At 50.1% G+C, this 22345-nt stretch carries 18 protein-coding genes; 1 reads left to right on the forward strand and 17 read right to left on the reverse strand.

The genetic code is table 11. From position 1 onward, the window contains the following. Positions 1-96 precede the first annotated feature (96 nt). Positions 97-846 carry a LytR/AlgR family response regulator transcription factor gene (locus ABD028_RS13995; protein WP_343845710.1) on the reverse strand — a complete coding sequence of 250 codons (750 nt, stop codon included), beginning with the start codon at positions 844-846 and terminating at the stop codon, positions 97-99. Between the two features lie 530 nt (positions 847-1376). Between ABD028_RS13995 and ABD028_RS14000 the strand changes: the two genes are divergently transcribed. Further along, positions 1377-4427 carry a TonB-dependent receptor domain-containing protein gene (locus tag ABD028_RS14000; RefSeq protein ID WP_343845711.1) on the forward strand — a complete coding sequence of 1017 codons (3051 nt, stop codon included), beginning with the start codon at positions 1377-1379 and terminating at the stop codon, positions 4425-4427. Positions 4428-4480: 53 nt separating this feature from the next. Here ABD028_RS14000 and ABD028_RS14005 read toward each other — a convergent pair whose 3' ends face one another. The 16 genes from ABD028_RS14005 to ABD028_RS14080 form a co-directional block, all read right to left on the reverse strand. Next, positions 4481-4693, reverse strand: a complete 213-nt coding sequence (locus ABD028_RS14005) for a DUF1653 domain-containing protein (protein WP_343845713.1) — start codon at positions 4691-4693, stop codon at positions 4481-4483. A 3-nt stretch (positions 4694-4696) separates the two neighbouring features. Beyond that, entirely contained in the window at positions 4697-5032 is a 336-nt protein-coding gene (locus ABD028_RS14010; protein ID WP_343845714.1) for a DUF3703 domain-containing protein, read from the reverse strand. A 49-nt stretch (positions 5033-5081) separates the two neighbouring features. Then, positions 5082-6638 carry a M17 family metallopeptidase gene (locus tag ABD028_RS14015; RefSeq protein ID WP_343845715.1) on the reverse strand — a complete coding sequence of 519 codons (1557 nt, stop codon included), beginning with the start codon at positions 6636-6638 and terminating at the stop codon, positions 5082-5084. Positions 6639-6706: 68 nt separating this feature from the next. After that, a complete protein-coding gene (dinB, locus tag ABD028_RS14020; RefSeq protein ID WP_343845716.1) occupies positions 6707-7777 on the reverse strand; it encodes a DNA polymerase IV in 1071 nt (356 codons plus the stop codon). Positions 7778-7850: 73 nt separating this feature from the next. Beyond that, on the reverse strand, positions 7851-9848 hold the full coding sequence (locus tag ABD028_RS14025) for a methyl-accepting chemotaxis protein (RefSeq protein WP_343845717.1): 1998 nt from the start codon (positions 9846-9848) through the stop codon (positions 7851-7853). Positions 9849-10119: 271 nt separating this feature from the next. Next, entirely contained in the window at positions 10120-12078 is a 1959-nt protein-coding gene (locus ABD028_RS14030) for an alpha/beta hydrolase family protein (protein WP_343845719.1), read from the reverse strand. Between the two features lie 205 nt (positions 12079-12283). Beyond that, complete coding sequence (gene nqrM / locus ABD028_RS14035; protein ID WP_102797491.1) at positions 12284-12517, reverse strand: (Na+)-NQR maturation NqrM; 234 nt, start codon at positions 12515-12517, stop codon at positions 12284-12286. Between the two features lie 8 nt (positions 12518-12525). Further along, positions 12526-13533: an FAD:protein FMN transferase gene (locus ABD028_RS14040; protein ID WP_343845721.1), complete on the reverse strand. Its 1008-nt coding sequence runs from the start codon at positions 13531-13533 to the stop codon at positions 12526-12528. Between the two features lie 85 nt (positions 13534-13618). Further along, complete coding sequence (gene nqrF / locus ABD028_RS14045) at positions 13619-14851, reverse strand: NADH:ubiquinone reductase (Na(+)-transporting) subunit F (RefSeq protein WP_102797493.1); 1233 nt, start codon at positions 14849-14851, stop codon at positions 13619-13621. A 22-nt stretch (positions 14852-14873) separates the two neighbouring features. Beyond that, a complete protein-coding gene (nqrE, locus tag ABD028_RS14050; RefSeq protein ID WP_102797494.1) occupies positions 14874-15482 on the reverse strand; it encodes an NADH:ubiquinone reductase (Na(+)-transporting) subunit E in 609 nt (202 codons plus the stop codon). Positions 15483-15485: 3 nt separating this feature from the next. Then, complete coding sequence (locus ABD028_RS14055) at positions 15486-16118, reverse strand: NADH:ubiquinone reductase (Na(+)-transporting) subunit D (RefSeq protein ID WP_102797495.1); 633 nt, start codon at positions 16116-16118, stop codon at positions 15486-15488. Positions 16119-16131: 13 nt separating this feature from the next. After that, entirely contained in the window at positions 16132-16890 is a 759-nt protein-coding gene (locus tag ABD028_RS14060) for a Na(+)-translocating NADH-quinone reductase subunit C (protein WP_102797496.1), read from the reverse strand. After that, positions 16880-18106, reverse strand: coding sequence for an NADH:ubiquinone reductase (Na(+)-transporting) subunit B (locus tag ABD028_RS14065; RefSeq protein ID WP_343845725.1), 1227 nt, complete (start codon positions 18104-18106; stop codon positions 16880-16882). Before ABD028_RS14065 ends, ABD028_RS14060 begins: the two co-directional genes overlap by 11 nt. 3 nt (positions 18107-18109) lie before the next feature. After that, on the reverse strand, positions 18110-19450 hold the full coding sequence (locus tag ABD028_RS14070) for a Na(+)-translocating NADH-quinone reductase subunit A (RefSeq protein ID WP_343845727.1): 1341 nt from the start codon (positions 19448-19450) through the stop codon (positions 18110-18112). Positions 19451-19929: 479 nt separating this feature from the next. Then, the gene (gene fabV / locus ABD028_RS14075; protein WP_343845729.1) at positions 19930-21108 is read right to left on the reverse strand and encodes an enoyl-ACP reductase FabV; all 1179 of its coding nucleotides are present in this window, start codon (positions 21106-21108) and stop codon (positions 19930-19932) included. Between the two features lie 123 nt (positions 21109-21231). After that, positions 21232-22329 carry a TRAP transporter substrate-binding protein gene (locus tag ABD028_RS14080; RefSeq protein WP_343845731.1) on the reverse strand — a complete coding sequence of 366 codons (1098 nt, stop codon included), beginning with the start codon at positions 22327-22329 and terminating at the stop codon, positions 21232-21234. Positions 22330-22345: the final 16 nt, after the last annotated feature.

The following is a 22345-nucleotide window of genomic DNA, read 5'->3' on the forward strand; positions in this document are numbered from 1 at the left end:
CTTGCCGTAAAAAAAGTGCGAGCATTCAATGATTCAAAAAGAGGACATCAGAGGGGATTATTCACCGGGCAAGGGGTGAAAAGCAAATCTGCCCGGTCAATCCAACAGCTCGGCGAGCTTATGCTTATTTCGTCTGGAAAGGGTCAGTTCCTGTCCACCTCTTAAAATGACGGTATAGTCTCCTTTCTCATTAGGTCGGAGCTCTACAATTCTGTCCTGACGAACAATACAGGAACGGTGAATACGGATAAAAAGCTCCGGGTCCAACTGTTTTTCCAGGCTGGTCAGGGTTTCCCGATGCAGCAATTGCTTGCCGTCTTTAAGATGAACTTCAGCATAATTTCCAGCCCCCAGAAAATAGTCTACAGACTCAACATCGACCAGACGAATTCTGCCCGGATCACGAATCACCAAACGCGATTTATAGCTTGATATCTTTGGAACATTAGGCATGTTCATCAATCTATGAAAATAGCTCAGTTGTCTGTTAGCCAGCTTCTCTCTGGCTTTATCCAACGCTAGATAGAAACGTTCATCATCATAAGGCTTAAGCAGATAATCCGTGGCATTGGCTTCAAATGCTTGCACAGCAAACTCGTCATAAGCCGTAACAAACACAATAACACAGCGCCCACCCAACCGCTCTGCCAGCTCCAGTCCATTGATTCCTGGGATCTTGATATCAAGAAACAGGATGTCCGGAGATTCCTGTTCAAAAAGCTCCAGTGCATGAATGCCGTCTGCGGATTCCAAAATCCGGGTAAAAAACTCACCCTGCTGCTGAAGTAATAAAATAATGGCTTGCCGGGCCAATGGCTCATCATCAACCACCATTACTTTTGTCATGACAGCCTCCTTTCCATACAACCATCCTTATGGATATCGCCTCAACCTGTCACCCCTCAATACCTATTCATCTTCCTACCAGCAACTATCCGGCACTGGCAGATATTCTCATTACCGGTTGTCAGCGCCCTAAAGGAGCGGTGACAACCAAGCGACAAGCAGACTCTCCTTCAGATAAACAAACGAAGATAATTGAAAGTCATCGATAAATTCGTCGCGATTATTTCTCATTCCTACTTAGCATTGCAACTGCTGACTTGGTAACGAAATGCGTCAAAGAGACGCCAACCGAACAATTCTTACGAATCTTTCACAATCGCCTAGCGCACAGGATTTTGCGACCAGATACAGATACGTCTAATTCATCCCTGATAACCCACCTTTCATCACAGGAAACCCGACAACAACGTATCACAGCTATCCGATTTATCGCCCTCCACCTAGCTTATGGTCAGATACCGGGGCACTACCCGTGCTCCTTGCTATCTGAAAAATAAAAAAAGTAACAATATGTTAATAGGGAGAAACACATGCAAAAGAGGCTATTAGCCAGGTCTGTAAGCCTGGCGCTAACCTTAGGCGCTACCTCGGGAATGTTGTCAACTCAGGCAGTGGCTCAGGAAGGCAATACGGCAGAACAAGCAGTAGAAAAGATTTCAGTCACCGGCTCCCGTATCCGCAACCCGGATATGATTGCCAATAGTCCAATGCTAACAGTCGACAGCGACGAAATCGGCAGCCGAGCAGACATCACACTCGACACATTCTTAAACACCTTACCGCAGGTTAACCCCGCAGGCGGCACAACCTCCAATAACCCAGGCAATAATGGTCAGTCCAATATTGACCTGCGTGGTCTGGGCTCCAACCGAAACCTGGTATTGGTAGACGGACGCCGGGTCATGGTATCTGCATCAGATATGACAGTGGACTTAAACACCATTCCAGCGGCCATGATCGACAGTATTGAGATTATTACCGGTGGTGCTGGTGCGGCCTATGGTGCAGATGCCGTTTCCGGCGCGGTCAACCTGAAGCTGAAAGATGACTTTGAAGGCTTCCAGTTTGATATCAATCACTCCAATCATATGGAAGAGAAAGATGCTGAAGAGTATGGCTTTTCAACTCTGTTAGGAGCCAATTTTGAGGATGGTCGTGGTAATGCCATTATCGCTTTTGACTATTCAAAGCGTGAGGGCATGATTAAGTCACAACGTCCCTTCTCAGCCAATGCGACTTCCACTACCACCTTCTTCCCTGAAGGTATCTACAATATTGGTGGTAATGGTCCCAGCCAGGCAGCGGTCGATCAGGTATTTGGTCAGTATGGTATCGCAGCAGGAGCAGTACCAGCCGGACAAAGTATTATTGGTTTTAATACCGACGGCTCACTATTCTCTGCAGGGGTGTTTAACCAGCCCTATAACGTAGAAAACTGGCGTTATCCGGTGGATTTAGGTGTAAATAGCACTCTATTTCCAGACCGCTACAGCTATAACTTTGATGCAGTAAACATTCTGGTATTACCGCTGGAAAGAAAAACCTTCTCCACCAAGTTTGATTACCAGGTGTCCGATTCAACCGAGATTTTTGCCACAGCCGGATGGACGAACTACAGCTCTGAGGCAGCTTTGGCTCCCACGCCGTTCCCAACGGTATTTATCCAGGGTGTTAATGGTACAGATCCCAACGCTGCCATATCCAAATACGTAGAGCCTGACGGTGCAATTGGTTTTCAGTTAGTCGTCCCCACAACCAACCCCTTTATCCCGGATGATTTCAGAACCATATTAAACTCCCGGACCGGTGATAACCCGAATCTGGTTGGTTCCGGCGCCGATGAAGCCTTCCAAATGCGTCAGCGCTCACTATGGGGCGGCCTGAGGACCTCTGAATATGACAACACGGTTATTCAGTACACCTTAGGTGCGCGCGGTAATTTCAATGACTTCTGGAGCTGGGAAGTCTATGGCATGCAGGGTAAAACTACCGTTAAGGAAAGCCAGACCGGTAACCTGGATACCCAGAAAGTGCAGAACCTGATTGAAGCCGCGGATGGCGGAGCCAGTATCTGTGAAGGTGGCTACAATCCATTTGGCCGTAATGAAGTTTCCCAGGCATGTAAAGACTACATGACCATTGGTGCTACGGTTGCCACTGAGTATGACCAGCAAATTTTGCAGGGCTTTGTATCTGGTGATCTATTTGAAACCCATGCAGGTATGGCTAGCTTGGTTGTGGGTTACGAAGTACGTAAATTTGAATATGACTTCGATCCAGGCTCACTGAGTGGTCCGGTATCCGGTTTTAATACCCAGGATGCGGCTGGCGGCAAAAACCAGTTTAACGATATCTTCCTGGAAGCCTTCTTCCCATTGGTTGACGGCATGCCATTCGCTGAATCTGTCGATCTGACATTGGGCTATCGTACCTCTAAGTCTAAGTTTACTGACACAGTGAAGAAAATTGAGGGTGACTCTGACACCAACTCTGCCTACAAAGCCGAGCTTAGCTGGAACATGGGTGACAACCTGCCCAGAGTCAGGGCGTCTTATCAGCGTGCTGTACGTGCCCCTAACTTTGGTGAGCTATTCGACGGTTCTGCTTCCAACCCGCAGTTCTTCGATCCTTGCTCCGTTACATCTGAGTTCAGAAAAGCAAACGGTGATGCCGGAACGGCGCTTTGTAAGGCAACAGGCGTAGCCGACCCTGCGACTTTCGTGCAGACTCCAGGCGGCCAGGTATCTATTGATATCACAGGTAATGTAGATCTGAGCCCCGAAAAAGCTGATACCTTTACCCTGGGTGCGGTGCATACCTTTGAAAATGGTCTGAGTATGTCTTTGGACTACTATAAGATTGATATTGACGATGCCATTATCGATGCCAACGTTAACCTGATTATTGCCGATTGCTACAATTTCTACGGCAATAATTCCAGCTTGAGCGCAGATTATAACTCCTGTCAGTTTATTCAACGTTTTGGCGGTGATGACATATTAGGTATGGCCAACCCAGAGCCAGGCAGTGGTGGTGCCTTGCCAGGTGTAAACTCAGGCTTTATCAAAACCTCAGGTTTTGACTTCCAGGCCGGTTACAACTTTGAAGCCAGTTGGCTGGGCGGCGCCAGTGTTAACATGAACCTGTATGTTAACCATGTTATGGAATACAAAACCAAAGAACTGCCATTCCTGCCGGCCATTGATTATGCTGATACCATCGCCTACTTTGGTGTAAATCTGGGACAATCCTTCCCAGCATGGAAAGCTAACTTCAATACCATGGTCAGCTTTGACGATTTCGATTTCGCACTGCGTGGACGTTACATCGACGGTATGGACAACCGTCTGAATGTTGAAATGCCGCTGGAAATCGAACCCACCGGTACAGATGCAGTGATGTACTGGGATACGTCATTGACCTACCATATGACAGAGAATCATAGTTTACGCTTGGGTATCAACAACCTGTTTGATCAAGAGCCAGAAACTTATGCGCCTAACGTTCAGTCAGGTACAGATCCGTCTCTGTATGACGTAGTGGGCAGACGTATCACTGTGTCTGCCAGCCTGAGGTTCTAAGGCTAAGACCTGATATAAGTAAACCGAAAGGGTCCCAGATTTGGGACCCTTTTTTATTCTTCTAACAAGGTAAAACGCGAAACATTTTGTCCGCCGACGTGCACCGTCTCGATAAACATGGCCAGTGGTCGAACCCATAGCCCCTTTTCACCATACAAAGGCCTGTATACCACCAGCTCTGATTCATCTTCGCTATGGCGAGCCACACCAATGACTTCGTAGTCCTTACCTTTATAATGCCGATAGCGGCCAGGTTTCACTGACATAGGTTACTCCAGATATTGATTAAGTTCGGGCCTAATCGGCATAGGTTTAATGGCTGAAACATTAGCGCCGCCAGTATTCCCCACCGGCACCCATAACCGGGAAAACAACAAGGAAGCCAGAATGCGCACAGTCTGGCCAAGCCACTCCCTTACATCGCGGCGTTTTATCGCCACCTTTAACATCCACCAATGACTCAGGGTATGGCGTCTGGTACTGGGCTGGCCCAGTACATGGGCGTTCTCCAGATAATAAAACGCGGTTTGCCAGTCAGCCTTGAAATAGGCGGCTCTGGCCAGTTGCATTTGATGCGCAAAGCCTGCTGAACGCTTTGGTGACATAACTGACTCCACGGTTTTACTAAAAGGCAGCGCCTTCTGGCTTACCAGATTAAGCCTTGGGCATGTAACGGGCTGCCAACGCTGTTACCGGGGCAGCGGACGGTTTACCGTGCTGCCAGTCCCCGCCTTCCACACCACTGCCGGCAATATCAATATGGGTATACGCCAAAGGTTTGCTGCTACTGCGTTCGTGTTTATCCAGCCCGGCGGCAATACTTAAAAACGCAGCGGGAAACTGATGACCTCTGGCCGTCACTGCGGAAGGGCCATTATTGGATGACAAAATATCATCGGCTTTGCTGCGAGGCCTGACAAAATCAAAGTCTTCCCGGCGCAGCCGTGAGGTTTCACCCGGGTCGCCCCACTTATCACCGATTTCACACAAGGCCTCACCACATCCATGGCTGCGTGCTGTGCCATTTTCAACATAGGCCGTGTAAGGTCCATATGCTCTGGCGGCATGCCCCGTCAAAGTAGCAACCGAGAACAAGCTTGGGGCCAATGCGTCCTTGGCATCGTCGCGCAGGTGGGACAGCAAATCAGCCAGCACCAGGCGGCCTTCGGCATCGGTATTACCAATGCGCACCCTGACACCTGCATGACTGCGGATAATTTCGTCGGCCACAAACGCATCAGAGCCAATGCTGTTGCGCACAGCGCCTATTTCAGCAATGGCTTTCACGCCTTTAGGCTGATAACGGGCCAGGCTCAGCATAAAGCCAGCCACGGCCGCCGCCCCGCCTTTGTCTCGGCTCATACCGGCCATATGTCCATCGGTTTTAAGGTCTGCGCCACCGGTATCATAGGTTATGCCCTTACCGGCCAGTAGCAGGGTATTTTCAATCTGCCCCTGGCCACAATATTCCAGACGTATGACCCTGGGTTGATGGCGTGTAACATGGGTGGATGCCCTTGCAACGGCATGCAGCAGCGGATAATCCTGTCGCAGTGTTGCATCATCACTGATAACAGACACTTTAATAGATGTGCCTGCAAAGGCTTGCTGGCAATACTCGGCAAAGCGTGGCGGCGCCATACGTTCAGGTTCAGTACCGCACAGATCCCGGGCCAGCCGACGCCCGGCTTCCACGGCTTCCAGCCAGGCACAATCAACAGAGTTGGCACTACACAGGCCGATACTCTGCACCGGCTCTATGTCAGTTTCATCCAGCGCTTCACGCGCTTCCAGAGGTTGCCACAAGGCCTGACAGGCGGCCAGATAAGCCACTTCCATTGCATTGGCAAAGGTAGGTTTATCAGGTAATTCACCCAGAATCAGCAGCGGATTTCGCGCACCAGCGTCTCTGGCCATTAATACAGCCTGCTTGGCCGCATCAGCAATACGTCGCACATCATCGGTATCACGTTCCAGTGTGCCCACAGGGGCGAAAATCAGTCGGTTTCCAGCCAATCCGGCGGCGGCCATCAAAACCACTTCTTTGCCGGTTCTGTTATCCACCTGGCTATGCTGACGAATAACCTCTGTTAATGGTGGATGGTTGATTGTACTGATGTCAGTTGCCAGTACTATCACTGCATCCCAGTTGCTGTTGGTAGATATTGCGAAAGACGGGTTGGATTCAGCCAGAGCTTTAGGAAACGCCATTGATAACCTCATTAACGGATTTGCCAGCGGCAAACGAAAGGAATAGTCAGCCTATTTTGCCTGTGCCGTTAATGACACTCAACAGCAGGCAGGGGAAGTTCCAGTTGTAGGTTGTCAGTTTCTGTTGGCAGCAATACATGTAGTCCAACCAGACGTATTCCACGTCCGGCCTGACGATGCAGCGCTTCACTGAGCAGATCACGAAAAAAATGCTGATCCAGTTTACCCAGACGATGCTCAACGGTGGTTTGCTGAAAATCTGCAAATTTCAGCTTAATACCCTGATTCTGAATGGCCAGATTGGCCTGGCACTGACCCAGCCTTTTGCGCAGACGGGGAAACAACGACTCCACAACCTGCCAGCACTGCTCAAAACTGCGAATATCCTCAGGCAACGTCACTTCCACCCCCACAGATTTTCGTTGTCGGTCATGACTGACGTTGCGTTCATCCAAGCCATGCGCACGTTGCCACAATACCGGACCAAACTTGCCAAATTGCTTAAGCAGCTTATCGAAGGGGTAAGCGCGTACATCTTCACAGGTTCTGAGGCCGAGATTTTGTAACCTTTCCCAGGTGACCTTGCCAACGCCGGGGATTTTCTTCAGTTCCAACTGGCGAACGAAAGCATCCAGTCGAGCGGGCGGGATCACACAAAGACCGTCGGGTTTGTTGATATCGCTGGCAATTTTAGCCACAAATTTACAGGGTGCCACCCCCGCTGAGGCGGTCAGTCCGGTTTCGGTCAGAATGGTCCGGCGGATATCTTCGGCAATGCGGGTGGCACTGCCATCGAACAGACCAACATCACTGACATCCAGATAAGCTTCGTCCAGTGACAAGGGTTCAATATGCGGAGTGTAGCGGTTGAAAATTTCGCGAATTTGCCGCGACACTTCGACATACACATCCATACGGCCACGCCGTAGCACCAGATCAGGACAAAGCTTCAGTGCATGCGCTGTGGCCATAGCCGAGCGTACACCATATTTACGCGCCACATAGTTGCATGTCGAGATAACACCACGTCGGTCTGCACTGCCACCAATCGCCAGCGGTACATGCTTTAAGGCAGGATCGTCACGCATTTCCACCGCAGCGAAAAAACAGTCCATATCGATGTGGATAATCTTACGCACCAGCTGACAGAATAACTGTATATGAATACAGTTATTCTGTCTTAGCTGGAGAAAATGTCAACACCCGTGGCAGTTATACTTTGAATTGCTTGAGGACCTTATCCAAACCAAGCGATAAGGATTTAAGCTGCTGGATACTTTGCTCCACATCTTCCGATTCATGCACCGATTCATCAGCCAGTTCACGCACATGACTGACATTTTTAGCCACCTCCTCGGCTATCTGCGCTTGCTGGCTGTTGGCGGCGGCAATACTGTGCATTTGCTGCTGGATACTGCCAATATCGGTGAGCGCCTGTTCCAACACCTGGCGGATCCTGCCAACCTGCTCAACGCCGCTGTCCGCCTGTTGATTACAGCTCTGCATAGCTTGGTTTGCCTGACGGGCACTGGCTTGCAGGCGTTCGATAATCTGTTGAATAGAGCGGGTGGACTCATGGGTACGGCTTGCCAGCGTTCTCACTTCGTCAGCCACCACGGCAAAACCACGTCCTTGTTCCCCGGCTCTGGCCGCTTCTATGGCGGCATTCAGGGCCAGCAGGTTAGTTTGCTCGGTGATATTACTGATCACTTCCAGCACTGAACCAATGGTATCGGTTTCCTGCTCAAGCTCGGTAACGACCTGCGCAGACTGACTAATCTGGGTAGATAGCGCTTCTATACCTGCAACAGCCTGAGTAACCTCTGCGCTGCCTTCTTCCATTCGTTGCCGGGTTTGATCAGATACCAGCATGGCCTGTTCGGTACTGGCTGCCACATCGCGGCTGGTTTGCGCCATTTCCTGACTGGCATGGGCGACGGTTTCTATTTCGGATTTTTCATTATTCACCAGCCGCACATTATGTTCGGTAATACGCGACACTGTGTCGGTAGCCTTGGCCACCTCAGAGGTAATATCCCCCGTCTGTTTAACCAGCCCCTGAATTTTGCCAATAAAATCGTTGAATTCTGTGGCCAACTGGCCAATTTCGTCTTCCCGTCGCACCTCGATACGCTTGGTTAAATCGCCTTCGCCACGGGAAATATCCCGCATCGCGGCTAACATACAGCTCAGGGGTTTAACCAGTGGGCGGATAATCAAGGTCATGGAAAGCGTAATCACCACCAGGATAACGAGCAAATAAAGCAGCGTGGCACGGGTTTCAGCCCACACCGGCGCTTCAATCACTGAATCCGGCACCATAAAGCCCAGCTTCCAGTTCATATAGGGGTAGTCACTGGCGACCGACGTAAATACCACCTGATAATGCTCACCTTGCCAATTAACATCGGCTACACCACTGTCCTTGTCAGACGTCATTTGTTGTAATTGGGCAAAACCACTGGAGTCACTGAACTTTTGCTCTACCTGCGCCATGCTGCTGCCAGGCGGAAAGTCCTTGTCGAAGCCCGGAAAATACACCAGTACCCCTTTGTCTGTGACCAGAAAAGCGTTGCCCACTCCCTGGTACTTAATGCGGCCAAGCAACTGCTCACCGATAGTAGTAATCAGGATGTCCATACCGCCGATGCCGATAAAACCACCATGGTGGCGAATCGGCGTTTTTATGGTGGCGGAGATAGAGCCATCATTGGCATCTACCGCCGGATCAGAGACATACAAGCGCCCCTGCTTTTGCGTCTCTGACCACCAGGGACGCTTATTGGTATAGTAATTGGGGTCGCCCTCATAGCGACCATCCAGATCAAAATACTCAAAGGTATTAGCAGAACCAAAGAATACACTTTTAATCGCATCATCCTGCTCGGATATATAACGGAAGTATCCCTTCACCGCCTGATAGTCGGTATCATTGGCAATGTTACCGCCACGCTCACGGTAACCATCAAACCAGTCCAGCACCTGAGGACTGGCAAACAGGCTATGCACCACCTGCCCCTTGGCATTAAAAAAGCCAGTAATATCGATAGCATTTAGCTGAACCAGGGCACGAATATCTGACAGTACCTTAGACTCAGTGTCCTGGTTCACTTTCTGAACCTGCCAGACGCCATACAGGCTGAACAACACGGCAACGGAGCTCACACAGGCAAGGATCAAACGCCTGCTTAGGGAGGTTTGGTTTTTCATAGTCGTCCTCTTGTTATTGTTATCCCCATCCCACAGGTCATAACATAACCAGCCACAGCTTAAAGCGCCAGAGAAATATCTTGTGAAATTATACAGTTACATGCACTCCAGAGGTAAAACACGTAACTTGCCAAAATAGCAACGACTATCATTGGCCAGTTCCTGACTTGGTACCAGTTACAAAAAAATAATATTCAGAAAGAGAGGCTTAGCCAGCAATAAGGATCTGTTGACTAAAAAAGAAAAGGCGACCCTTTGGCCGCCCGACGGGTTACTGCAAATGCCGATGCAAAAACTGACTAACCGTCTGAAAATAGTCTGTGCGGTTGGCCTGGTCATAAAAACCATGGGTTTCCGTGTCTTTTACAAACCATTGATAAGTTTTACCAGCCTTGTCCATGGCTTTACGCAGTCGCTCAGCATGTTTTATGGGAACCCGGCGGTCTTTCTCGTTGTGTGCAATCAATACGGGCGCTTTCAGCTTGTCCACATTGTAAATCGGTGAATAAGCTTTCAGCTTTGCTTGGTCGGTACCCAGCACATCCTGCAGATAGCTCTCTCCGTACGAGCGATCAGGAATGTCTCCCTCTTCAAACATCAGAGGTAAGTCGTAGACCCCCACAGTACCGATCACACATCGGTACATATCTGGCACCAGGGTTGCCGCTTGGAGGGCAGCATAACCGCCGAAGCTGGCCCCCATAATGCAGACTTTCTGTGAGTCAACCCGCCCTTGCCCGATAACCCATTGGGTGCCTTCGATAATGTCCTGCAAAATGCGCCCGCCCCATTGCTGGTAGCCTGCCACCTTAAATGCCTGGCCATAGCCACCTGAGCCACGGTAATTCACCCTCAGCACCGCATACCCCTGCGAAGCCAGCAGTTGCACTTCCCGGTCGAAGTCCCAGTAATCTCTGACACCATGTGGCCCGCCATGCACCAACACGACCAGCGGCACTTTTTGGTCAGCTGGCCGCGACTGTGGATACGTCAGATAACCGGGGATACGAAGTTTATCAGAGGTCTCAAATTCAATGGGTTCTGAGGGCGACAAATGCTCACTCTGCAGATTTGCCAGATTGGCAAACATCGAAAACAGGCTGTTTTTTTCTTTGTCGTACAAGTAGTAAGTACCGGCGTCAACATCATTACTGGTATAGATCATCCACAACTTGCCATTCTTGCTTTTACTGGTAATCCTGACCTTGTAGCCTGGAAAAGTTTGCAAAAACTGCCGATACATAGCGACTTCATCATTGTCACGACCAAGCATGACATAGGTGGGATAATCCGGGTCTACCCGCAGGGCATAAATACTGTCACCGTCGGCGCTGTAGGTTACAGAAGTAATATCCACTTTATCATCGGTATACACTTCTTTCTTTTCACCGCTTTGCATATCCAACTGGAACAGCCCTTTAAGCGCCTGCCCCTGATTGTCCAGATAATAAAGTTTGTCGCCCTGTTCATTGAGCGCTAACGGGTAAAAACCTTTGCCAAAGTCTGCACTGATCTCGGTCCACTCGTCATCTTCGTATCGGTAGGTGCGCCTGTTGTTGGTATCATCCAAACCTATGGCCAGTTTCAGATGACCTTTGCCATCGGCAACAAAATCGGCGTAAGACACCGGTGAACGGGTAATGGGATAGCTTAATTGACCGTTAAACACATTAAGCTTATGGATACTGGCCTTGCGCTCTCCACCTTGTGACATGGGTGTGGAGGCTATCAGGATATGCTTTTCATCATCCGGCAGTGTACTGATAATCTCGCCCCAGCCGAAGGTATCCTGTTTCTTTTTAAGCCTGGAGCCGGTTTGCATTTCCCCCGCACCCACGCCATAAATCAGTTCACCATTTTTGCCGTTATAGTCCACCGCATAAAGCTGCCCATAAAATTTCGGCTCTTCATCCCAGGGTTCGCTCTCTAAGAGTTTTATCACCAATCTTTGATCTGTGACCCAATAAGCCTCACCGGCTTCCTGACGGCCCGGAAATCTGGCACCACCGACAATTTTGCGATCCTGAGTACGAAAGACCGCCAGTTGGCGTTTACCCTCATGCACGAGAGTGACTGCTAACAACTGACCATCGGGGGAAAGCTTGGCATCAGTAAAAGCATAATCGATGGCAAAATCCGCAGGCGAATATTGTGGCTTCGCTGCAACAACGGCAAAAGACATAAAGCTGAAGATCAGGCACAAGGCCCGACAATAAAACATACCTGACATGGCAAAATCCCTTTTAATCTATTGTTTGGTATTGAAAGTGGTGCCACCAGACTATTATTCCGGCATAAATAATAATCTTTTGGCAAGACCACAACTGGAACTTAGCAAATACAAACCGGACAAGCTAGAATCGGCGGTCAATACTTAATCGGCATAACGTCCGTTGAATATAAAAAAGGCCTGGATGCCAGGCCTCAGACAGACATCAAATAATTTGATTACGCTGCCATTCCTTGAGCTTCTCCTGGCGCGCCTGTTCGCGGGCCTCTCTGGCTTTTTTCCTGTCACAGGGCTCGGGGCAATCACAAGCCTTTTCAATTCCCAGCGCGCCTAACCCGCCGCAACTGCCGGAAATGGATTTCTTCTGCAACAGGTAGCCGATAGACATGGCAACCACAATAACCAGAAAAAAACCGAAGGCTAGAAAAAAAGTACTCACGTCACTTCCTACTGCAAAAATGGCTCAAATTCCGGGCTATTATACGCTTTAAATCCATCTTTTTCTCGGGTGATCAGCAAAACAGCCAATTTATGTTCCGTGGCAAAGGCAACCCCCTGTTCAGCGCCCATGACATTAATTGCCGTCGCCAGACCATCGGCGGTCATACTGGAGGGATGTACCACAGTAACGGAAACCAGATTGTGTTGAATGGGGTAACCTGTGGTGGGATCGATTAAATGCGAATAGCGCACACCATTTTCTTCAAAATAATTGCGGTAATCACCGGAAGTAGCGACGGCATTGTTACCCACACTAATGATTTGCTGCACCGCACGTTCACCGGACAGCGGCTTTTCTATGGCCACCCGCCAGGCTGAGCCGTTGGCTTTTTGGCCTGACAAACGCATTTCCCCGCCAATTTCCACCAGATAGTCATGTAAGCCCCTGTCATCCAGTATATCGGCTACAACATCAACCCCGTAGCCCTTGGCTATGGTGGACAAATCCACATACAGATCGGGTTGGCTTTTACTGGCACTGTCTGCATGCAGATGTAACTTTTCCAATCCCGTTTGTGCTTTGGCCGCATCGATGACCTGTTGTTCAGGGACATGCTCCGGCCTGGCCTTAGGGCCAAAGCCCCACAGGTTGACCAACGGGCCGACCGTGACATCCAGTTTACCGGCACTGATTTGCCCTAAGCGTTTAGCTTCTCTCATAACCGACAGGGTTTGTGCGGATAAAGGAAACGGCTCGCTACTTTGCCACTGGTTAAAACGGGATAGTTCAGAGTCCGGGTCATAAGTGGACATCTGCTTGTTCACCAGCGCCAGGGCAGCATCGATATCCGCCTGCAGTTGTTGTTCATCCAACCCTTGGTGATTCACAAACTTAATATGGTAAGTGGTGCCCATGGTCTTACCAGACAGGGCAGTTTCACTTGGTGCCGGGGTACAGGCCACCAACAGACAGAGCAGCAACCATAGAATGCTGCCGCCGAGTAATCTTTGCATATGTATTTCTCTTAAAACGCTAGCATGGAGCCAATAGCGCTCATTTAACCGATAATGACAAAAAAGGGGCCGAAGCCCCTTTTAATTATCCGCCGAAGTCATCCAGCAGAATGTTTTCATCTTCCACGCCCAGATCCTTGAGCATCTTGATGACGGCCGCGTTCATCATTGGCGGTCCACACATGTAGAACTCACAATCTTCCGGTGCAGGATGATCCTTCAGGTAGTTTTCCAGCAATACCTGGTGGATAAAACCTGTGTAGCCTGTCCAGTTATCTTCTGGCTGTGGATCAGAGAGTGCCACGTGCCATTTGAAGTTTTCATTCTCTGACTGCAAGGTGTCAAAATCTTCCACATAGAACATTTCGCGCAGAGAACGTGCTCCATACCAGAAGCTGATCTTGCGCTTGCTGTTCAGACGACGCAGTTGGTCGAAAATGTGCGAGCGCATTGGCGCCATACCGGCACCACCGCCGATAAAGACCATCTCAGCATCGGTTTCCTTGGCAAAGAACTCACCAAAGGGACCAGAGATAGTGACCTTGTCCCCTTCCTTCAGGCTCCAGATGTACGAGGACATCTTCCCGCAGGGCAGGCTAAGGTTATTCGGTGGCGGCGTTGCGATCCGTACGTTCAGCATAATAATGCCTTTCTCTTCCGGATAGTTCGCCATGGAGTAAGCACGGATAGTTTCGTCATCGACCTTGGATTCCAGCTTGAAGAAGCCGAACCGTTCCCAGTCGCCACGGAATTTTTCCGGTACATCGAAATCCTGGTACTTCACGTGATGGGGTGGCGCTTCAATCTGAATATAACCACCGGCACGGAAAGGCACACTTTCACCAGCAGGAATTGCCAGCTTCAGCTCTTTGATAAAGGTCGCTTTGTTATCGTTGGAGATAACAGTACAGTCCCATTTCTTGATGCCGAAGATTTCTTCTTCCAGTTCGATCTTCATGTCCTGCTTGATAGCTACCTGACAGGACAGACGGCAACCTTCGCGCGCTTCACGCTTGCTGATATGGTCCAGTTCAGTAGGCAGAATCTCGCCACCACCATCGTGGATATGCACACGGCACTGGCCACAAGAGCCACCGCCACCACAGGCAGAAGACACAAAAATACCGGCATTGGCCAAGGCGCCCAGCAGCTTGTCGCCTGGCTGCGCCTTAATGGCTTTGTCGGGATCGTCATTGATCAAAATGGTCACTTCGCCGGCAGGCACCAGTTTGGACTTGGCGAACATAATAATGAACACCAGGGCCAATACGATGGCGATAAACATGCCGACACCCAGATAAATTTCTATTTGATTCATCAGAACCTCCAAGTGCAGCGCGTTACAGGGAAATACCGGTGAAGGACTGGAAGCCCAGCGCCATCAAACCAGCGATCATAAATACCGAGCCCAGGCCACGCAGACCATCTGGGATATCGGCATACTTGAGTTTTTCACGTACCGCAGCCAGCAAGGTAATGGCCAGAGCCCAACCGATACCGCTACCTACACCGTACACAATGCTTTCGGTGAAGTTGTACTCACGCTGTACTGCAAAGGCCACACCACCGAAAATGGCGCAGTTCACGGTAATCAGCGGCAGGAAAATACCCAACGCGTTGTACAAAGCCGGGAAAAACTTATCCAGCGCCATTTCCAGAATCTGCACCAAGGCGGCGATAACACCGATAAAGGTCAGGAAGTTCAGGAAGCTCAGATCAGCATCCGGGAAACCGGCCCAGGCCAGTGCGCCAGGGGCCAGGATACTGGTGTAGATAACCTGGTTAACAGGCACAGAAATACCCAGAACCACCACTACCGCCACACCCAGACCCATAGCTGTTTTTACTTTTTTGGAAACAGCCAGGAAGGTACACATGCCCAGGAACAAAGACAGGGCCATGTTCTCGATAAAGATCGAACGAACAAACAAACTCAGATAATGTTCCATGCGTTACTCCTTGGGCTCAACTTGCTGCGGACGTATGGTACGGATAAACCAAATCATACCGGCAATCAGGATAAATGAGCTGAACGGCAGGATCAGCAAACCGTTACCCTGATACCAGCCACCATTTTGTACCAGTGGCAGGATTTCAAAGCCCAGAATAGTGCCGAAACCAAACAGTTCTTTAATAGTGCCGATGACAATCAGGATAAAGGAGTAACCCAGACCGTTACCGATACCATCCAGGAAGCTCATCATGGGTGGGTTTTTCATGGCATAAGCTTCAGCCCGCCCCATAACGATACAGTTGGTAATAATCAAACCAACGAATACCGAGAGCTGCTTGGAGATCTCGTAGGAATAGGCCTTGAGAATCTGGTCAACAACTATTACCAGTGACGCGATAATGGTCATCTGAATGATGATCCGCACGCTGGACGGAATCTGGTTACGAATTAACGAGATGAATAAGTTAGAGAACGCGACCACGGCGGTCAGCGCCAGTGACATGACCAGTGCCGTCTCTAACTTAGTAGTAATTGCCAGTGCCGAGCAAATCCCCAGTACCTGCAATGCGATAGGGTTGTTGTCCAGAATCGGACCAAACAACACCTTTTTGGTTTCTTTAGACATTGCCATTTAGTTTGCCTCCTCAGGACTTCCAGGGTTGCTTGGCCAGAAACGGGCCAAAACCTTGCTCACCCAACCAGAAATCCAGTGTATGTTGTACACCGTTGCTGGTCAGGGTGGCACCGGACAGCGCATCGACAGCATGTACATCATCGGCTGAAGCATTCTTCTTCACCGCAATGGCCACTTTGCCATCTTCAAACAGCTGCTTACCGTCCCACTTGGCTTTCCAGTCAGGGTTCAGTACTTCACCACCCAGTCCAGGGGTTTCCTTTTGCTGGTAATAAACCAGTTCACGAGCGGTTTTACCATCGGCATCAACCGCCAGGAAGGCGTACATCAGATCCCACAAACCACTGCCGTGCACGGGCAGAATGATACGGTTAACCTGACCGGCATCGTCTTTCACCAGATAAACAGACGCTACGTTAGGCTTGCGTTGGAAACCAACTTTGCTACCTTCCAGTTTAGTGCTGGTAGCAGGGTCCTTAGCCGCCTTGTACATGTCGTAGCTATCAGATGGCTTCTCGACATAGTCACCAGAATCCAGATCCACATAACGCTCTTCAACACGCGCTTTGTAAGTTCCGGCAATGTCACCTTTGGCGTCAGCCAGTAAACCGGCCGCTTCCAGAATATTGGTTTGTTTGTCCAGTGCCGCATTGTGCTGCTGCAAAGACCGCAGGCCTACGGCAGCACCGGATACCACAATGGAACAAACCAGACAGACGGCGACAACAACGCCAACTGTCCTTCCTAAAGTTTCTTTTTTAGCTGACACGCGCCATCCTCCGTTTGATATTGCCTTGAACAACGAAGTAGTCGAACAAAGGTGCCCACAGGTTAGCGAACAGGATCGCCAGCATCATACCTTCAGGGAAGGCCGGGTTGAGCACACGAATCATTACACACATAAAGCCGATTAACAGGCCATATGCCCATTTACCTTTATTGGTAAAGGAGGCAGACACCGGGTCAGTGGCCATAAACAGCATACCAAAGGCAAAACCACCAGTGACCAAATGCCAGTACCAAGGCATGGCGAACATGGCATTGGTGTCGCTTCCAATCATATTAAGCAGGGTGCTGAACACCGCCATACCCGCTAACACACCCAGCACAATGCGCCAGGATGCAATACGCAGATACATAATGAACAGACCACCAATCAACAAGGCCAGTGTTGAGGTTTCACCAACAGATCCTTGAATGCTGCCGAAGAAGGCATTCCACCACTCAGCGTTTAAGCTCCAATCGGTAATCTGGCCAGAAGCAGCTTGTCCCAGCGCCGTCGCACCAGAGAAACCATCAGCCGCAGTCCAGATTGCATCCCCGGAGATTTGCGCAGGATAGGCGAAGTATAAGAACGCACGACCAGACAAGGCGGGGTTCAGGAAGTTACGGCCAGTACCGCCAAACACTTCTTTGGCAATCACCACACCGAAACTGATACCCAAAGCAACCTGCCATAGTGGAATAGTTGCTGGTAGCGTCAGGGCAAACAGTACGGAAGTAACGAAGAAACCTTCGTTAACTTCATGCTTACGAATAGACGCAAACAACACTTCCCAGAAGCCACCCACCGCAAATGTCACGGCGTAGATTGGCAGGAAGAAACAGGCGCCATAGCCAAACATGGCCAACCAGCCAGTAGTTTGGGTGCCCAGTTCACCGCCAAGGGCAGCAAATAAACCCGCCTGCCAGTACCCTTCCACCGTTGCAGCCCAAGTGACTGCATCGCTGCCAAGAATAGCGTGGTGCGCTTGATAGCCAACGTTGTACATACCATAAAACATGGCTGGGAAGGTCGCCATCCACACCATAATCATGATGCGTTTCAGATCAATGCTGTCACGTACGTGAGTACCTGTCTTATTAACCAAACCAGGCGTATAGAAAATGGTCGCCGCGGCTTCATACAAGGCATACCATTTTTCGTATTTACCACCCGGCTCAAAATTGGGTTCGATTTTCTCGAGATATTCTTTCAAGCTCATGGATCAGCCCTCTTTCTCTATCTTGGTCAGGCAATCACGCAGCACAGGACCGTAGTTGTACTTGCCTGGGCATACGTAGGTACACAAACCAAGATCTTCTTCATCCAACTCAAGACAGCCCAAGGTTTGGGCACTGTCCGTATCGCCAGCCAGCAAGTCGCGCAGCAGCAAAGTGGGAAGAATATCCAGAGGCATTACGCGCTCGTAGTTACCAATTGGTACCATGGCACGATCAGAACCATTAGTGGTAGTGGTCATATTGAACAGACGCTTAGGACTGAGGTGACCTAAGTAGGCACGGGTGACAGAGTGTTTGTCACTACCTGGACGCAGCCAGCCAAACAGTTCTTTCTCGCGCCCTTCCGCCAGCAAGCTAAGTTGCAGGTGGAAACGTCCCAAATACGCATGTACGCCCTGAGCGTGAGTACCACACAGTACCGAACCCGATACCACGCGAACTTCACTACCTTCAGTTTCACCTGCGGTCAGCTCTTCAGTACTGGCACCCAGAACAGTGCGCAGCAAACGTGGATTTTTGGCCGCAGGGCCTGCCAGGGCAACCACACGACGATTATCCAGCTCACCTGTGGTGAACAGGTGGCCAATGGCCATCACGTCCTGGTAGTTGATATGCCAGACCACTTTGGCAGCACCGGCAGAATCCAGGAAATGAATATGCGTACCTACCAACCCTGCTGGGTGGGGGCCAGCGAATTCATTTACCTCAGCCTGCGCGCTGCCAGTATCAATATTGGCACCCGGTGCTTTACTGACATACAGCTTACCTTCGGTAAGACGGCGCAGCACGGTCAGACCATTGATAAAATCGTCTTTACGTTCTGCGATGATGGCAACAGGGTCAGCGGCCAGTGGATTGGTATCCATGGCATTGACAAAGATGGCGCGTGGAGAGGAACCCAGTGCCGGCGCTTTACTGTATGGACGAGTGCGCAAGGCAGTCCACAGACCAGAGTCGACCAGATTCTTCTCAACGTCATCCCTGCCAAGGGACGCAAGCTGAGCGGCATCATATTTGGCAAAGTTTTCCTGCGCATCGCCGGACACTTCAATAACAACTGACTGCAGCACACGCTGGGCGCCACGGTTCACTTGTTTGATGGTTCCTGCTGCAGGAGCGGTGTATTTAACGCCGGGATTTTTTTTGTCTTCGAAAAGCACCTGGCCTTTCTTAACAGTATCGCCTTCGGCAACGGCCATAGTAGGCCGCATTCCGACGTACTCTTCCCCAAGAACAGCAACCCGGGTGATCCGGGGCCCTTCATGGATCTGTTGTTGTGGCGCTCCCGCAATGGGGAGGTCCAACCCTTTGGTGATTTTTATCATACGCAATTGCACTACTTATTTACTGAATACTCATCAGGATTTGCCCTGATGTCCCACCAAGCCCCATCCTGATGAGTATTCGAAACTAACCCCACCTGTTGTCTGTCATCCAGTAACAAGCGCCTGCAATTCTCTTTACGACTTCCCAACCATTCCCGGTTGGCTGTTGCAGCCAGATAGACCTCAACAACCCGTTGACCAGCTGATCACCAGCCAACCACATCCTGTGCTCAAGCTTTGCCCGTTTATGAAAAAACGCACAAAACCAGTTACAAATGGGAGGGATCTTTGAAAAAGATAGACCTATCTCTCAAACCCGGCATTTTAGCATTAAACACAGCCATTTCGCCATGCAAATGTTTGTTTATCCCACGCATTCCTTGCGACTTTGGTATGACATCCATTGCCGAAATAGCGCCACGGCAAGGAAAATGGCAAACACAAAAAAGCCGCCCGAAGGCGGCTGAATCAAGGGCTATTTACCAGTCTGCCAACGGACTGACATCGGCGGCATAATCTACATTGTCAAAGCCAAAGCCGAATAGATGCAGAAATTCACGGTGATAGCTCACATAATCGGTCAACTCATCGATAGTCTCAGTTTGCACCTTATCCCAGATTTGCTGAACACGCTGCTGCACATCATCTTCCAGTTCCTTGTAATTCTGGAACAAATGGCCGCCTGCATCAAAACGGCGCTGCGTGCCATACAAATTTTCACAGAACAAGCCATGAATCTGTTCAATGGTACCCTCGTAGGTGCCGTCTTGTTTCATCACTTTAAATAATGCAGAAATATACAGCGGCATAATAGGAATAGCAGAGCTGGCCTGGGTTACCACCGCATTCAGGGAAGAAACAAAGGCTTCGCCAATAAGATCTGCGGTATTGTTGCGAATCTCAAGTGTGGCGCGATCCAGGTCTTCCTTGGCCTTACCAATAGTGGCATGACCATAAATAGGCCAGGTCAGCTCTTTGCCGATATAAGTGTAAGACGTGGTGATAAAATTGTCGGCCAGCACGCCAGCCTCTTTCAGGGCATCAATCCACAGCTCCCAGTCTTCGCCGCCCATCACTTTGACGGTATTGGCCACCTCTTCAGGATTGGCCGCTTCTACTGTCACCTCGTCAATAATACGCTTAGAGGTATTGAGGTTTTTAGTGGTAACACTGCCGCCTATTGGTTTGAGCGTTGATGAATAGACTTCACCACTGTCTGGGTCGGTGCGACGTGGAGATGCCAGACTATAAATAACCAAATCCACCTTCCCTAAATCAGCCTTAATGGTGTCGATGACCTGCTGCTTGATTTGATGAGAAAATGCATCACCGTTAATGGTTTTGGCATACATCCCCTGTTGCCTGGCTTTGTCGTGATAGGCTGCGGTGTTATACCAACCCGCCGTGGCCGTTTTGGTCTCGGAGGCTTCTTTTTCAAAGCACACACCCAGGGTAGCGGCACCATAACCAAAGCCCGCTACGATACGTGATGCCAGGCCATAGCCGGTAGAACATCCCAACACCAGTACCTTCTTTGGTCCCTGACCACTTACGCCCTGCTGTTTTACATAGTCGATTTGCTTTTGCACATTAACCGCACAACCCACAGGGTGCGCATTAGTACAGATAAAGCCACGGATTTTCGGCTGAATAATCATAAGGACCTTTCCTTTTTAAGAAGTGTCGCCATTGTAAAGACAAGACACAGAGAAACAACTCTGAACACTTAAGGATTGTTGACTATCCATAAAGCCCGTTACGGGCTTTATGGATTTTATCAGCTAGTTACCCTGACGATTTTTATAGTACTCCATTTCAGATAACCGGTGATAAGCACTGACCTGCTTCTGGAACGCGGCATAGGACGCATAGACTTTGGCAAACTGCGGATCCTGATCTGACTGCTCTTTCAGTACCTCAGCCGACGCCTGCCGCAGGGCCTCCATCACATCATCAGGCAGCGGCAGTATTTTGATGCCGTGCTTATCACGCAGCGCTGCCATGGCTTCGTTGTTACGTGCGGTATACTCGTCCAGCATATCCTGATTAACCGCCTTGGTGGCAACCTCAACAATACGCTGCAAATCGGCAGGCAAGCTGTTATAGGCCTCGGCATTAACCGTGAACTCAAGCATGGCGCCGGGTTCATGCCAGCCAGAATAATAGTAATATTCGGCCGCTTTGTGCAGACCGAAGGCCAGGTCATTATATGGGCCCACCCATTCGGTGGCATCAATGGCGCCGGTTTGCAAAGAGGTAAAAATCTCGCCACCGGTCAGTGCCACCGGCACTGCTCCAACCTTTTTCAACACTTCAGCGCCAAGGCCCGGCATCCGTATTTTCAGGCCTTTAAAATCCGCGATGCTGTGAATCTCTTTTTTAAACCAACCGGCCATCTGCACGCCGGTGTTACCACCAGCAAAGGGGATGACGCCAAAAGGCTGGTAAACTTCCCGCCACAGGGCCAAACCGCCACCATAATGCAACCAGCTGTTGGTTTCGGTCACGTTCATGCCAAAAGGTATAGCGGTGAAAATCTGCGCAGCGGGTGCCTTACCCTTCCAGTAGTAGCTGCCAGCATGCCCCATCTGTGCCGTGCCATTTGCCACCGCATCAAACACCTCAAAACCCGGCACTAACTCGCCGGCACCATACACTTTGATCTTCAACCGGCCGGCTGACATTTCTTCCACCATAGTGGCAAAGGTTTCAGGCCCCCGCCCCAGGCCCGGGAAGTTTTTAGGCCAGGAGGTAACCAGCTTCCATTCAAAGTGCTGCTGTGGTGCTGCGCCTGTCTGGTTAGCTGTCATTTCTTTCCCACATCCCACCAGTACCAACATGGCCGCGACGGTGAGGATGGCGTATTTAAGCCGCTTCATTGCTTGTTCTCCCAAA

Origin of the sequence: Bowmanella denitrificans (assembly GCF_039522935.1) — a bacterium.
Taxonomy (GTDB): Bacteria; Pseudomonadota; Gammaproteobacteria; order Enterobacterales; family Alteromonadaceae; genus Bowmanella; species Bowmanella denitrificans.